Raw genomic sequence first — 13,273 nt, 5'->3', positions numbered from 1 at the left:
ATGCCGGAGGCGCAGCAATGGATGTTTCCGTGACCCTGTGGGTCCTGACGATCGTGGGCCTCGCGGCCCTCATCGCGGTCGACTTCTTCATCGGCCGCAAGCCGCACGACGTGTCCATCAAGGAAGCCGGAATCTGGACCGTCGTCTGGATCGCCCTGGCCGGCCTCTTCGGCCTCGGCCTGCTCGTCTTCGGCGGTGGCCAGGCCGGCGGAGAGTTCTTCGCGGGCTTCATCACCGAGAAGTCCCTGAGCGTCGACAACCTCTTCGTCTTCGTCCTGATCATGGCGAAGTTCGCGGTCCCGTCGCAGTACCAGCAGCGGGTCCTGCTCGTCGGCGTCCTCATAGCCCTGGTGCTGAGGGCCATCTTCATCGCCGCGGGCGCCGCGATCCTCGCCAGCTTCGCGTGGGTGTTCTACATCTTCGGTGCCTTCCTCATCTGGACCGCCTGGAAGCTCATCCAGGAGGCCCGGGCCGACGAGGACGAAGAGGAGTTCGAGGAGAACAAGCTGCTCAAGGCCGCCGAGCGCCGCTTCGGTGTCGCCGACCGGTACCACGGCACCAAGCTGTGGATCGAGGAGAACGGCAAGCGGGTCATGACCCCGATGCTGGTCGTCATGCTCGCGATCGGCACCACCGATGTGCTCTTCGCCCTGGACTCGATCCCCGCGATCTTCGGCCTGACCCAGGACCCGTACATCGTCTTCACCGCCAACGCGTTCGCCCTGATGGGTCTGCGCCAGCTGTACTTCCTCATCGGCGGCCTGCTGAAGAAGCTGGTCCACCTCAGCTACGGCCTGTCGATCATCCTCGGCTTCATCGGCGTCAAGCTGGTGCTGCACGCCCTGCACGAGTCCGGCGTCCACGTCCCGGAGATCTCCATCCCGGTCTCCCTCGGCGTGATCTGCGGGGTCCTGATCGTCACCACGCTCACCAGTCTCCGTGCCTCCAAGAAGCAGGCGGCGGCCGAGGCGGCGCAGGCGCAGAGCGATGGCGCTCCGAAGGACAGCATCGACGTCTGACCACGTCGGACGTAGGAACAACCAGCACCGGGAGCGCCGCGCGGCCAATTGCCGCCCACCGCTCCCGGTGCTTCCGTTGTGTGCGGAGCGTCTCCCGCCCGGAGACGCCATGACCGGGTGGAGGCACCATGGACGCACCCATGAAGTTCGTGCAGATCATCGACTACGAGACCGACCGCATCGAAGAGATGCAGGCACTGGGCCGACAGGCGGAGGAACAGTTCGCGGGCCGCACCGACGGCCCCACCCACCGCATGGTGCTGAGGGACCGCAGCAATCCGAACCGCTACCTCGTCGTGATCGAGTTCGACTCCTACGAGGAAGCCATGCGCAACAGCGGCGACCCGGAGACGGGCAGGTTCGCGGAGCAGATGGCCGCGCTGTGCACCAAGGCACCGACCTTCACGGACTGCGATCTGGTGGACGTCACCGAGCTCAAGTGAGGCCCGCGGGCCCCGTACCGCCAGGGTGCGGGGCCCCACCCCCTCTGCGACGATCGCTGCATGATCACTCGGCTCAGGTCGCTCACCACCCAGTGGACGATCCTCGTGCCGGTGCTCGCCGTCGTCCTCCTGGCCCTCACCTGGGGGCGTGATCTGCCGGGCGTGATCGTCGCCCTGGTGACCCTGGTCCTCGCGGGCGCCGTCCTGGCCGCCGTGCACCACGCCGAAGTGGTCGCGCACCGGGTCGGCGAACCCTTCGGCTCCCTGGTCCTCGCCGTGGCCGTCACCATCATCGAAGTCGCCCTCATCGTCACCCTGATGGCCGACGGCGGCGGCAAAAGTTCCACGCTCGCCCGGGACACGGTCTTCGCGGCCGTGATGATCACCTGCAACGGCATCGTCGGCATCTGCCTCCTGGTCGCCTCGCTGCGCCACGGCATCGCCGTCTTCAACCCCGAGGGCACCGGCGCCGCCCTCGCGACCGTCGCCACCCTGGCCACCCTCAGCCTGGTCCTGCCGACGTTCACGACCAGCAAGCCGGGCCCCGAGTTCTCCGGTGTCCAGCTGACCTTCGCCGCGCTCTCCTCACTGGTCCTGTACGGCCTGTTCGTGGCCACCCAGACCGTGCGGCACCGCGACTACTTCCTCCCGATCACCCGCCAGGGCGTGGTCGTCACCGTCGACGACCACGCCGACGCGCCGTCCTCCCGCACCGCCCGGATCAGCCTCGGGCTGCTGGGACTGGCATTGATCGGCGTCGTCGGCCTGGCCAAGGGCGTGTCGCCCACCATCGAGTCCGGGGTGGCCGCGGCCGGACTGCCGCATGCCGTCGTCGGCGTGATCATCGCCCTGCTGGTGCTCCTCCCCGAGACCATCGCCGCACTGCGCTCCGCGCGCCGCGACCGCGTGCAGACCAGCCTCAACCTCGCGCTCGGCTCCGCGATGGCCAGCATCGGCCTCACCATTCCCGCCGTCGCCCTGGCCTCCATCTGGCTCGACGGCCCGCTCGTCCTGGGCCTGGGCGCCACCCACATGGTGCTGCTCGCCCTGACCGTGGTGGTCAGCTCCCTGACGGTGGTGCCGGGCCGGGCCACCCCGCTCCAGGGCGGCGTACACCTGGTGCTGTTCGCGGCCTACCTGGAGCTGGCGATCAATCCGTAGACCGGCCTGTCGACTCAATCCATGGACCGATTCCCCGGATCAATCCATGGCCGGCTCCGGTTCCGCCGCGGCGGCCACCGGCACCGGACGTGTCTCCGGCAGCAGCGCGAAGCACCCCAGGCTCAGCAGGGCGATCCCCGTCAGATACGCCCCCACGCCCCACGGCACCCGGCCGCTCCGCTCGGCGAGCGCCGTCGCCACGATCGGCGTGAGCGCGCCCCCGAGGACCCCGCCGAGGTTGTAGCCGACCGCGGCGCCCGTGCAGCGCACCCTCGGCTCGTACAGCTCCGGCAGATACGCGGCGATCACGGCGAACATCGTGATGAACGCGAGCATCGCGCCCAGGAACCCCAGGAACATCAGCAGCGGCTCGCCGGTCGCGAGCAGCGCGACCATAGGGAACATCCACACGGCCGCCGCCGCGCACCCCGCCAGACACAGCGGCCGCCGCCCGTAGCGGTCGCCGAGCAACGCGACCACCGGCGTGAGTGATCCCTTCACCACGACCGCAGCCATGATGCAGGCCAGCATGACCGTACGTCCCACGCCCAGCCGCTCCGTCCCGTATGCGAGCGACCAGGTCGTGACGGCGTAGAAGATCGCGTACCCGACCGCGAGCGCCCCGGCCGTCAGCAGGACGAGCCGCCAGTGGTCGCGCACGACCTCGATGAGCGGCACGCGCGCGTGATCGTCGATGTCGAGGAAGCTGGGACTCTCGGCGAGCGACGACCGCAGCCACAGCCCCGCCACGGCCAGCACCCCGGCCGCCCAGAACGGCACCCGCCACCCCCACGCGGCGAACTGCGCCTCGGTCAGCGACGCCGACAGGACCAGCATCACGCCGTTGGCGAGCAGAAATCCCACCGCGGGCCCGATCTGGGGGAAGCTCGACCACAGGGCCCGCCGCTCGGGCGGCGCGTGCTCGGCCGTCAGCAGCACGGCCCCGCCCCACTCCCCGCCGAGCCCCAGGCCTTGCAGGAACCGCAGCACGAGCAGCAGCAGGGGAGCGGTCACCCCGATCGAGTCGTACGTCGGCACACAGCCGACCGCGACCGTGGCGCCGCCGGTCAGCAGCAACGAGGCGACGAGGACCGGCCGCCGCCCACGCCGGTCCCCGATGTGCCCGAAGAGCACCGAACCCAGCGGCCGCGCCACGAACCCCACACCGAACGTGGCGAAGGCGGCCAGCGTCCCCGCCAGCGGCGAGAACGTCGGGAAGAACAGCGGCCCCAGGACCAGTGCCGCCGCGGTCCCGTAGACGAAGAAGTCGTAGAACTCGATGGCCGTCCCGGCGAGCGAGGCGGCCGCGAGCCGCGGCATGGAGGGCGCCCTTACGGTGCGTACGTCGTGCATGCCGCGTCAACTACCCACGGTGACGACGGGTTACGGGGGCGTACGGGTGCGTCAGTAGGTGACCGTGATGCGCCGGGCGGGACCGTCGACGCGGACGAGACCGCCGTAGGGGATGACGAGTTGGGGATCGGTGTGCCCGAAGTCGACGTCGAAGACGATCGTGGTGTCCGGGGCGTAGTCCCGCATGGCGCGCAGTACGGCCTCGCGCTGTTCGGACCCGTAACGAGCGGCGTCCTCCGGGCTGTTGGGACGCTCGAAGGACCAGGTCTTCGCGCGCCCCATCAGCAGCGCCGAGAAGCGGTGCAGCAGCCCGCGCTCGCCCATGTTCCGGAGCGTCCGGAAGACCTCTGTGGCGCTGGGCATGTCCTCTGAGGTCTCCAGGAGCAGTACTGCGCCGTCGTACTCGCTCAGGTCGTGCGAGACCTCGCGGTCGGCCATCAGCAGCCATCCCACGATCTCCAGACAGCCGCCCCACGTCCTGCCCTCGACTACCCGGTCGGCGTTTACCCAGGTCCAGCCGTTGCCGGGTCTGGTCTCCGGCTCCGCTTCGAAGGTCGCCGGGTCCGCCCAGTCGCGGTTGACGTCGTTCCAGCGGTCGGCGGGCCTCAGCTCGTACTCGCCCGAGGTGAACAGCGCGGCCCGCAGGGAGTCCGCGGTCCGCGGGTTCATGGCGCCGGGGCGGCCCAGCTCGCACATCACGGTCGCCCCGTGGTAGCCGACGATCCCCGTGTTCCGCAGATACATCAGCAGGTTCGTGTTGTCGCTCATCCCGAAGAACGGCTTCGGGTTCGCCCGGATCAACTCCCGGTCCAGATACGGCAGCACGGTGATCTGGTCGTCGCCGCCGATCGACGCCACGACCGCCTTGATGTCCGGGTCGGCGAAGGCGGCGTGGATGTCGGCGGCGCGCTCTCGCGGAGTCGTGCCCATCTTGCGGGTCGTCGGGTACTCAACCGGGATGAGGCCGTAGTCCTCGCGCAGTCGCTCCAGGCCCAGTTCGAAGGGGCGCGGGAACAGCTCGGGCAGGCCGGCGCCGGCCGAGATGACGGCTATGCGGTCGCCGGGGGAGGGCTTGGGCGGGTACGAGATCGTCGTCATCCGTGGAGGGTACGGCCGTCCGCGCTCCGGGTGCACCGTGATAAACCGGGGTCTGAGCAGCGGTCTTCAACGGATCGCGCACCCGCCACCGGACCGGAGGAACCGTGCCCCGCACCCTGGCCAACGCCCCGATCATGATCCTCAACGGCCCCAACCTGAACCTGCTCGGCCAGCGCCAGCCGGAGATCTACGGTTCCGACACCCTGGCCGACGTCGAGGCCCTGTGCGCCAAGACCGCGGCCGCGCACGGCGGCACCGTGGACTTCCGGCAGTCCAACCACGAGGGCGAGCTGGTCGACTGGATCCACGAGGCGCGGCTGAACCACTGCGGGATCGTCATCAACCCCGGCGCCTACTCGCACACGTCGGTCGCGATTCTGGACGCACTCAACACCTGCGACGGACTGCCGGTCCTCGAGGTCCACATCTCCAACATCCACCAGCGCGAGTCCTTCCGCCACCACTCCTACGTCTCGCTGCGCGCCGACGGCGTCATCGCGGGCTGTGGCGTGCAGGGATACGCCTTCGGTGTGGAGCGGGTCGCGGCGCTGGCGGGGACGGGACAGACCGAGGCGTAAGCCCCGCCCTCCTGGCGGGCGCCTGTTACAGGCGCCCGGCCTCCACGATCCGTCGCAGGAAGCGCTGCGTGCGCTCCTGCTGCGGGTCACCGAAGATCTGCTCGGCCGTCCCGCTCTCCAGGACCACGCCTCCGTCCAGAAAACAGACCTGGTCGGCGACATCGCGGGCGAAGCCCATCTCATGGGTGGCCAGCACCATGGTCATGCCCTCGCCCTTCAGATCACGGACGACGGTGAGCACCTCGCCCACGAGCTCCGGGTCGAGGGCCGCGGTGATCTCGTCGAGGAGCAGCAGCCGAGGACGTACGGCCAGGGCGCGCACGATCGCGACCCGCTGCTGCTGACCGCCGCTCAGCCGGTCCGGGTACTCGCCCGCCTTGCCACCGAGTCCGAGCCGCTCCAGCAGCTCCCTGCCGCGCTCCTCGGCCTCCGCGCGGGACACCCCGTGCACACGGCGCGGGGCGAGCGTGATGTTCTCCAGGACGGTCATGTGCGGGAAGAGGTTGTACGCCTGGAAGACGACGCCGATACGGCGGCGTACCGCGTCCTGGTCGGCCCGCGGGTCGGTGATCTCCTCGCCGTCCAGCCAGATCGCGCCGTCGTCGATCTCCTCCAGCAGGTTCGCGCAGCGCAGGAGCGTGGACTTGCCGGAGCCGGAGGCGCCGATCAGCGCGGTGACCGTGTGCGGGGCGACCTCGAGGTCCACGTCCCGCAGCACGACCGAGTCGTCGAACGTCTTGCGGACGGCCTCCATCCGCAGCACCGGTGCGTCGGTCATGTGGTCCCTCCCTGGGCCCGCTGACGGTCCATCCGGGCCGTCACCCAGTCCGTGAACCGGGTCATCGGAATGGTCAGCGCGACGAAGACCAGGCCGGCGACGATGTACGGCGTGTAGTTGAGGCTGCGGCCCACGATGATGTCGGCGGCGCGTACGGCGTCCACCGCACCGCCGATCGACACGAGCCCGGTGTCCTTCTGCAGCGACACCAGGTCGTTGAGCAGCGGCGGTACCTGGCGTCGTACGGCCTGCGGCAGCACCACGTGCCGCAGCGCCTGCCGGTTGGAGAGGCCGAGCGAGCGGGCCGCGGCGCGCTGCGAGGGGTGGATGGACTCGATGCCGGCGCGGAACACCTCGGCCACGTACGCGGAGTACGTCAGCGTCAGCGCCGTGCCGCCCAGCAGCACCGGGTCGACGGTCACGCCCTGGAGTCGCAGCGCCGGGACGCCCAGGACCACGATCATCAGGTTGATGATGAGCGGGAGGCCCCGGAAGAAGTCCGTGTAGGCGGCGGCCAGCACCCGCAGCGGGAAGAAGACCGGGCCGCGCAGGGTGCGGGCGATGGCGATGAGCATGCCGAGGACGAGCACGGCCACACCGCAGATCAGCAGCAGCCGGAGGTTGAGCCACAGTCCTTCGAGGACCTTGGGGAACGCCTCGCGCGCGTACTCCCCGTTGAAGAAGGTCTCCTTGGTGCGCTGCCAGCCCGGCGCGTTGACGACGACCAGGTAGAGGACGACGGCCGTGACGAGGGTCGACAGCGCGGCGATCGCGGTGGCACGGCGGGAGCGGGTCCGCTTGTGGCGCTCCCGCTCGAGCCGTCGCTCGGAGGGCGTGTACGTGTCGATCGAGTCCGGCGACTCCGCGCCGGACTCGTCCTTCGTGAGCGTCACTTGAGCACCGGGGCGTCGACGGCGTCGGACAGCCACTGCTGCTCGATCTTCGCCAGCGTGCCGTTCTCGCGCAGGGTGTCGACCGCGTCGGTGACGCAGGAGGTGAGCGCGCTGCCCTTGTCGAGGACGAGACCGAACTGCTCCGGAGTGCCGCCCTGATTCTCGAACTGGCCGACGATCTCGGCGTCGGTGACCTCGGCGGCGGTGATGTAGAAGGCGGTCGGCAGGTCGACGACGATGGCGTCCACCTGGCCGTTCTTCAGGGCGGACTTGGCCTGGTCGTTCTTGGCGTAGGCGGCGGCCTGCCGCGTCGGCTTCACCACGTCCTCGATGTAGTTGAGGCTGGTCGTGCCGACCTGGGCGCCCAGCTTGAGGCCCTTCAGGTCCGCGATGCTCGTCGCCTTCGCCGCCTTGGTGCCCTTGAGGGCGATGACGGCCTGGCGCACGTCGTAGTAGCCGGACGAGAAGTCCACGGCCTTCTTGCGCTCGGCACTGATCGACACCTGGTTGATGTCGAAGTCGAAGGTCTTCTCACCGGGCGCGAACGCCTTGTTGAAGGGAACGCTCTGCCAGACGACGGCGCTCTTGTCGTAGCCGAGCTGCTCCGCCACGGCGTAGGCGACCGCGGACTCGAACCCCTTGCCGTTGGCGGGCTTGTCGTCCTTGAACCACGGCTCGTACGCGGGCTCGTCGGTGGCGATCGTCAGCTTGCCGGACGTCTCGGTGGCCAGCTTCCCCTTGGCGCACGTGGTGCCGGTCGACGACCCCGAAGGCTTGGCGGCCGAGTCCTCCTCCGGCTGCGGTGCGCAGCCGACGGCGGTGGCGAGCAGGGCTATGGTCGCGGCGGCGGCAGCGCGGCGCAGGGCGCGAGGGGCGAGGTGCATGGCGGGAGATTGACAGCAGGTCGCCTCGTTTGTCGAGGTCACGGCGGTATTTGTCCGCATACTGGGAACGGGTGTTGCGTTCTTGTGAACGCCTCCTGTGCGGGTCGCCGGGGCCGCCGGCCGAGGGCGGGGATCGGAAGACCGGCGGCCCTTGCCGCGCAGGAGCCGTCATCCTGTGCGGGGCTGCTACCAGTTGACCGCGCAACCAAGTGCGCGGGGAGCGTGCGCGGGACACCGGCGTGTGTGAACGGTTCACACGGGGCGCGTGCGGAGGTATGCGCGCCGGGGGCGCGAAGACGCGGCGCGTAAAGGTGTGTTGTGCGCGGGGCGCGCGAGGGCCGTTGTGCCCGGGCGGGCGCGAGTGGGTCACGCGCCGGTGCGCGGGGATTGGCCGAGCACCCCGTCGTTCACCATCCGCGCGCGTGCCACTCCGGCAAGTGCGGACGCTCGGCGCCGAGCGAGGTGTCGTCGCCGTGGCCGGGGTAGACCCACGTCTCGTCCGGCAGGACGTCGAAGATCTTCGTCTCCACGTCGTGGATCAGGCTCGCGAACGCCTCAGGATCTTTGCGGGTGTTGCCCACGCCGCCGGGGAAGAGACAGTCGCCAGTGAACACATGGGGGTGGCCGTGCGGGTCGTCGTAGACGAGGGCGATCGACCCCGGCGTGTGTCCGACCAGATGGCGCGCGGTCAGCTCCACCTGCCCCACCCGGAGGGTGGCGCCGTCGTCGAGGAGGACGTCGGTCGGGACGGGGATGCCGGCCGCGTCCTCCCGGCCCGCGTAGGTACGGGCGCCGGTGGCGGCGACGACCTGGGCGAGGGCCTGCCAGTGGTCGCCGTGCTGGTGCGTGGTGACGACGGACGCGATGCCGTCGTCACCGATCATGCCGATCAGCGTCTTGGCGTCGTTGGCCGCGTCGATCAGCAGCTGTTCGTCCGTGGCCCGGCAGCGCAGCAGATAGGCGTTGTTGTTCATGGGACCGACCGCGATCTTGGTGATCATCAGGTCCTTGAGTTCGTGCACGTCCGCCGGGCCGCCGACCGTGACCTGTCCGCTGTACGTCATGGCGGTCAGTCTAGGGCGCCCCTACAGCGGAGGAAGCTCCGGAAGCCTTCCGCCCTCCACGCTCAGCACCGATCCGTCGCGGCGCCCGGCGAGCCAGCCGAGCAGGTCCGCGGGGGATCCCGTCACCGTGACCACGATCGCCTCCGCCACCCGGCCCGTGGTCCACACGCGCGTGTCGTCCGTCAGGCGGGTCGGCGGTACGTCGGGGTGCCCGGTGAACCGCTCGGCGAGGAAGGCGATCTCCCGGCCCGCGAACTCCGCGGGCACGTCCTCCAGCTCGTACCCGATCCCGAGGTCCACATGGTGCAGCTCCACCTCCACCCACCGCCGGAACGGCACCCGGGCCGCCGAGTCGGTGACCCCGTTGCGCAGCTGCACGATGCGCGACCAGTCGGCCGGGGCGGCTCCCGCCTCCTGGAAGCGGGCGGCGCTGTCACGGACGTCCGTGAGCTGGATGTCGAGGGGGCGCGGGGCGTCCCGGCCGATCTCGGCGTCCCGGGCCTTCCCGGAGACGTACATCGGCCGGCCCTCCAGAACGTTCACCAGGGCGTCCGCGTTGCGGGCCAGGTGGGCGAGGACGTGACCGCGGGTCCACCCGGGAAGCCGTGACGGCTCCGTCACAGACGCGTTGTCCAGTTTGGCGGCTGCGGTGAGCAGCCGCTCCGTCGCGTCACGTACAGACGCCAGGTCATGCGCGTGATCAATCATGCTGCTGACATTAGTCCCGCCACACCTTTGGGTGAAGGTGGTGAAGCAGTGCCGTAAATCGAATGCACGTGCTATATGGTCGACAGCGGCGTCGGGCATGCTGGATAGCCGGGGATTGTTATGCATCCGGGAATCCGACCGGCGTTGTCAGTGGCTCCCCCTAGTCTGAAAAAGCACGGGGGCCCCGCCCCTGTCACTTCTTCTCAAGAAAGGTGCGGACCGGCGTGGCCGACCGTCTCATCGTCCGTGGCGCGCGCGAGCACAACCTCAAGAACGTCTCGCTCGACCTGCCGCGTGACTCGCTCATCGTCTTCACGGGCCTGTCCGGGTCGGGCAAGTCCTCCCTGGCCTTCGACACGATCTTCGCCGAAGGTCAGCGTCGGTACGTGGAGTCGCTCTCCTCGTACGCCCGCCAGTTCCTCGGCCAGATGGACAAGCCGGACGTCGACTTCATCGAGGGCCTCTCGCCCGCGGTCTCCATCGACCAGAAGTCGACCTCTCGCAACCCGCGCTCGACGGTCGGCACCATCACCGAGGTCTACGACTACCTCCGGCTGCTCTTCGCGCGGATCGGCAAGCCGCACTGCCCCGAGTGCGGCCGCCCGATCGCGCGCCAGTCGCCGCAGGCCATCGTCGACAAGGTCCTGGAGCTGCCGGAGGGGAGCCGCTTCCAGGTGCTGTCGCCGCTGGTGCGCGAGCGCAAGGGCGAGTTCGTCGACCTCTTCGCCGACCTCCAGACCAAGGGCTACAGCCGCGCGCGCGTGGACGGCGAGATCATCCAGCTCTCCGAGCCGCCCACACTGAAGAAGCAGGAGAAGCACACCATCGAGGTGGTCATCGACCGCCTCACGGTGAAGGAGTCCGCCAAGCGCCGGCTCACCGACTCCGTGGAGACCGCCCTCGGCCTGGCCGGCGGCATGGTCGTCCTCGACTTCGTCGACCTCCCCGCGGACGACCCCGAGCGCGAGCGCCTGTACTCGGAGCACCTGTACTGCGCGTACGACGACCTGTCCTTCGAGGAGCTGGAGCCGCGTTCCTTCTCCTTCAACTCCCCCTTCGGCGCCTGCCCCGAGTGCAGCGGCATCGGCACCCGTATGGAGGTCGACCCCGAGCTGATCGTCCCCGACGAGGACAAGTCCCTCGACGAGGGCGCCATCCACCCCTGGTCGCACGGCCACACCAAGGATTACTTCAGCCGGCTGATCGGCGCCCTCGCGGACGCGCTGGGCTTCCGGACCGACATCCCCTTCGCGGGCCTGCCCCAGCGCGCCAAGAAGGCCCTTCTCCACGGCCACAAGACGCAGATCGAGGTCCGCTACCGGAACCGGTACGGCCGCGAGCGGGTCTACACGACGCCGTTCGAAGGGGCCGTCCCCTTCGTCAAGCGCCGGCACAGCGAGTCCGAGAGCGACGCCAGCCGTGAGCGCTTCGAGGGCTACATGCGCGAGGTGCCCTGCCCCACCTGTGAGGGCACCCGCCTCAAGCCGATCGTCCTCGCGGTCACGGTGATGGGGAAGTCCATCGCCGAGGTCTCCGCGATGTCCATCAGCGACTGCGCGGACTTCCTGGGCGAGCTGAAGCTCAACAACCGCGACAAGAAGATCGCCGAGCGGGTGCTGAAGGAGGTCAACGAGCGGCTGAAGTTCCTCGTCGACGTCGGCCTCGACTACCTCTCGCTCAACCGCGCGGCCGGCACCCTGTCCGGCGGCGAGGCCCAGCGCATCCGCCTGGCCACCCAGATCGGCTCCGGCCTCGTCGGCGTGCTCTACGTCCTGGACGAGCCGTCCATCGGTCTGCACCAGCGCGACAACCACCGGCTGATCGAGACCCTGGTCCGGCTGCGCGACATGGGCAACACGCTCATCGTCGTCGAGCACGACGAGGACACCATCAAGGTCGCCGACTGGATCGTCGACATCGGCCCCGGCGCCGGTGAGCACGGCGGCAAGGTCGTGCACAGCGGCTCCCTGAAGGAGCTGCTCACCAACGACGAGTCCATGACCGGCCAGTACCTGTCCGGCAAGAAGGCGATCCCGCTCCCCGACATCCGGCGCCCGCAGGACCCGTCCCGCCGGCTCACGGTGCACGGTGCCCGGGAGAACAACCTCCAGGACATCGACGTCTCGTTCCCGCTCGGTGTGTTCACCGCGGTCACCGGCGTCTCCGGCTCCGGCAAGTCCACGCTGGTCAACGACATCCTGTACACCCACCTGGCCCGTGAGCTGAACGGCGCCAGGAGCGTCCCGGGACGCCACACGCGCGTGGACGGCGACGACCTCGTCGACAAGGTCGTGCACGTCGACCAGTCGCCCATCGGCCGCACCCCGCGGTCCAACCCGGCGACGTACACCGGCGTCTTCGACCACGTCCGCAAGCTGTTCGCCGAGACCACCGAGGCGAAGGTCCGCGGCTATCTGCCCGGCCGCTTCTCCTTCAACGTCAAGGGCGGCCGCTGCGAGAACTGCTCGGGCGACGGCACGATCAAGATCGAGATGAACTTCCTCCCGGACGTGTATGTCCCGTGCGAGGTCTGCCACGGTGCCCGGTACAACCGGGAGACCCTGGAGGTCCACTACAAGGGCAGGTCCATCGCCGAGGTCCTGAACATGCCCATCGAGGAAGCCATGCACTTCTTCGAGGCCGTTCCGGCGATCAACCGCCACCTCAAGACGCTCAACGACGTCGGTCTCGGTTATGTCCGCCTCGGCCAGTCCGCGACCACGCTGTCCGGCGGCGAGGCCCAGCGCGTGAAGCTCGCCAGCGAGCTGCAGAAGCGCTCCACCGGACGCACGGTCTACGTCCTGGACGAACCGACCACCGGTCTGCACTTCGAGGACATCAGCAAGCTGCTGAAGGTCCTCGCCGGCCTGGTCGACAAGGGCAACACGGTCATCGTCATCGAGCACAACCTCGACGTGATCAAGACCGCCGACTGGGTCGTCGACATGGGCCCCGAGGGTGGCGCGGGCGGCGGTCTCGTCGTCGCCGAGGGCACCCCCGAGGAGGTCGCCGGAGTCCCCGCCAGCCACACCGGCAAGTTCCTGCGGGAGGTTCTGGGCGCCGACCGGATCAGCGACGCGTCCTCGGTGAAGGCCCCGCGCAAGGCGGCGGCCAGGAAGACCGTCGCCGCCAAGACCGCGGCGAAGAAGACGGCCACGGCGAGGACGACCAAGGCCGCCGGCACCGCGGCGACCAAGAAGGCGGCCGCCGTCACCAAGAAGGCGGCACCCGCGAAGAAGGCGACGCGGGCCCGCAAGGCCTGAACCCCATAGGGGACAGGTCCTGAGAAATACG

General features: G+C 69.4%; 12 protein-coding genes. 5 read left to right on the top strand and 7 right to left on the bottom strand.

Annotation, left to right across the window (positions count from 1 at the left end; genetic code table 11):
* Positions 1-17: 17 nt before the first annotated feature.
* The 3 genes from OG381_RS14020 to OG381_RS14010 all read left to right on the top strand — a co-directional run bounded on the left by OG381_RS14020 (position 18) and on the right by OG381_RS14010 (position 2,623).
* Positions 18-1,019: a TerC/Alx family metal homeostasis membrane protein gene (locus OG381_RS14020; protein WP_327716436.1), complete on the top strand. Its 1,002-nt coding sequence runs from the start codon at positions 18-20 to the stop codon at positions 1,017-1,019.
* A 128-nt stretch (positions 1,020-1,147) separates the two neighbouring features.
* Positions 1,148-1,462 (top strand): hypothetical protein, encoded by a 315-nt coding sequence (locus OG381_RS14015; RefSeq protein WP_327716435.1) that lies wholly within the window; start codon positions 1,148-1,150, stop codon positions 1,460-1,462.
* A 60-nt stretch (positions 1,463-1,522) separates the two neighbouring features.
* Positions 1,523-2,623, top strand: a complete 1,101-nt coding sequence (locus tag OG381_RS14010) for a calcium:proton antiporter (RefSeq protein WP_327716434.1) — start codon at positions 1,523-1,525, stop codon at positions 2,621-2,623.
* Between the two features lie 39 nt (positions 2,624-2,662).
* Here the strand turns inward: OG381_RS14010 and OG381_RS14005 are convergent, their stop codons facing one another.
* Entirely contained in the window at positions 2,663-3,976 is a 1,314-nt protein-coding gene (locus OG381_RS14005) for an MFS transporter (RefSeq protein ID WP_327716433.1), read from the bottom strand.
* A 51-nt stretch (positions 3,977-4,027) separates the two neighbouring features.
* Positions 4,028-5,074 carry a S66 family peptidase gene (locus OG381_RS14000; RefSeq protein WP_327716432.1) on the bottom strand — a complete coding sequence of 349 codons (1,047 nt, stop codon included), beginning with the start codon at positions 5,072-5,074 and terminating at the stop codon, positions 4,028-4,030.
* A gap of 104 nt (positions 5,075-5,178) precedes the next feature.
* On the opposite strand from OG381_RS14000, the gene aroQ reads away from it, so the two are divergent.
* Positions 5,179-5,652 carry a type II 3-dehydroquinate dehydratase gene (gene aroQ, locus OG381_RS13995; protein ID WP_327716430.1) on the top strand — a complete coding sequence of 158 codons (474 nt, stop codon included), beginning with the start codon at positions 5,179-5,181 and terminating at the stop codon, positions 5,650-5,652.
* Between the two features lie 25 nt (positions 5,653-5,677).
* Here aroQ and OG381_RS13990 read toward each other — a convergent pair whose 3' ends face one another.
* The 5 genes from OG381_RS13990 to OG381_RS13970 all read right to left on the bottom strand — a co-directional run bounded on the left by OG381_RS13990 (position 5,678) and on the right by OG381_RS13970 (position 9,979).
* Positions 5,678-6,430, bottom strand: a complete 753-nt coding sequence (locus tag OG381_RS13990) for an amino acid ABC transporter ATP-binding protein (protein WP_327716429.1) — start codon at positions 6,428-6,430, stop codon at positions 5,678-5,680.
* Entirely contained in the window at positions 6,427-7,323 is an 897-nt protein-coding gene (locus OG381_RS13985; protein WP_327716428.1) for an amino acid ABC transporter permease, read from the bottom strand. The genes OG381_RS13990 and OG381_RS13985 overlap by 4 nt, the downstream gene beginning before the upstream one ends.
* Positions 7,320-8,207, bottom strand: a complete 888-nt coding sequence (locus OG381_RS13980) for an ABC transporter substrate-binding protein (RefSeq protein WP_307032209.1) — start codon at positions 8,205-8,207, stop codon at positions 7,320-7,322. Before OG381_RS13980 ends, OG381_RS13985 begins: the two co-directional genes overlap by 4 nt.
* Positions 8,208-8,614: 407 nt before the next feature.
* Positions 8,615-9,271 (bottom strand): MBL fold metallo-hydrolase, encoded by a 657-nt coding sequence (locus OG381_RS13975; RefSeq protein WP_327716427.1) that lies wholly within the window; start codon positions 9,269-9,271, stop codon positions 8,615-8,617.
* A gap of 21 nt (positions 9,272-9,292) precedes the next feature.
* The gene (locus OG381_RS13970; RefSeq protein ID WP_327716426.1) at positions 9,293-9,979 is read right to left on the bottom strand and encodes a maleylpyruvate isomerase family mycothiol-dependent enzyme; all 687 of its coding nucleotides are present in this window, start codon (positions 9,977-9,979) and stop codon (positions 9,293-9,295) included.
* A 224-nt stretch (positions 9,980-10,203) separates the two neighbouring features.
* Here OG381_RS13970 and uvrA point away from each other — a divergent pair, with 224 nt between their 5' ends.
* The gene (gene uvrA, locus OG381_RS13965; RefSeq protein ID WP_327716425.1) at positions 10,204-13,242 is read left to right on the top strand and encodes an excinuclease ABC subunit UvrA; all 3,039 of its coding nucleotides are present in this window, start codon (positions 10,204-10,206) and stop codon (positions 13,240-13,242) included.
* Positions 13,243-13,273: the final 31 nt, after the last annotated feature.

The sequence above is a fragment of the Streptomyces sp. NBC_00490 genome, assembly GCF_036013645.1.
GTDB lineage: Bacteria > Actinomycetota > Actinomycetes > Streptomycetales > Streptomycetaceae > Streptomyces > Streptomyces canus_F.
Note: the sequence above shows the minus strand (reverse complement) of the source record. Positions and strands in the feature narration are given on the sequence as shown.

Excerpts from the sequence above, each read along its gene's own strand:
- OG381_RS14020 (WP_327716436.1), top strand. The coding sequence starts at position 18 with ATGGATGTTTCCGTGACCCTGTGGGTCCTGACGATCGTGGGCCTCGCG.
- OG381_RS14015 (WP_327716435.1), top strand. The coding sequence starts at position 1,148 with ATGGACGCACCCATGAAGTTCGTGCAGATCATCGACTACGAGACCGAC.
- OG381_RS14010 (WP_327716434.1), top strand. The coding sequence starts at position 1,523 with ATGATCACTCGGCTCAGGTCGCTCACCACCCAGTGGACGATCCTCGTG.
- OG381_RS14005 (WP_327716433.1), bottom strand. The coding sequence starts at position 3,976 with ATGCACGACGTACGCACCGTAAGGGCGCCCTCCATGCCGCGGCTCGCG.
- OG381_RS14000 (WP_327716432.1), bottom strand. The coding sequence starts at position 5,074 with ATGACGACGATCTCGTACCCGCCCAAGCCCTCCCCCGGCGACCGCATA.
- OG381_RS13990 (WP_327716429.1), bottom strand. The coding sequence starts at position 6,430 with ATGACCGACGCACCGGTGCTGCGGATGGAGGCCGTCCGCAAGACGTTC.
- OG381_RS13980 (WP_307032209.1), bottom strand. The coding sequence starts at position 8,207 with ATGCACCTCGCCCCTCGCGCCCTGCGCCGCGCTGCCGCCGCCGCGACC.
- OG381_RS13975 (WP_327716427.1), bottom strand. The coding sequence starts at position 9,271 with ATGACGTACAGCGGACAGGTCACGGTCGGCGGCCCGGCGGACGTGCAC.
- OG381_RS13970 (WP_327716426.1), bottom strand. The coding sequence starts at position 9,979 with ATGATTGATCACGCGCATGACCTGGCGTCTGTACGTGACGCGACGGAG.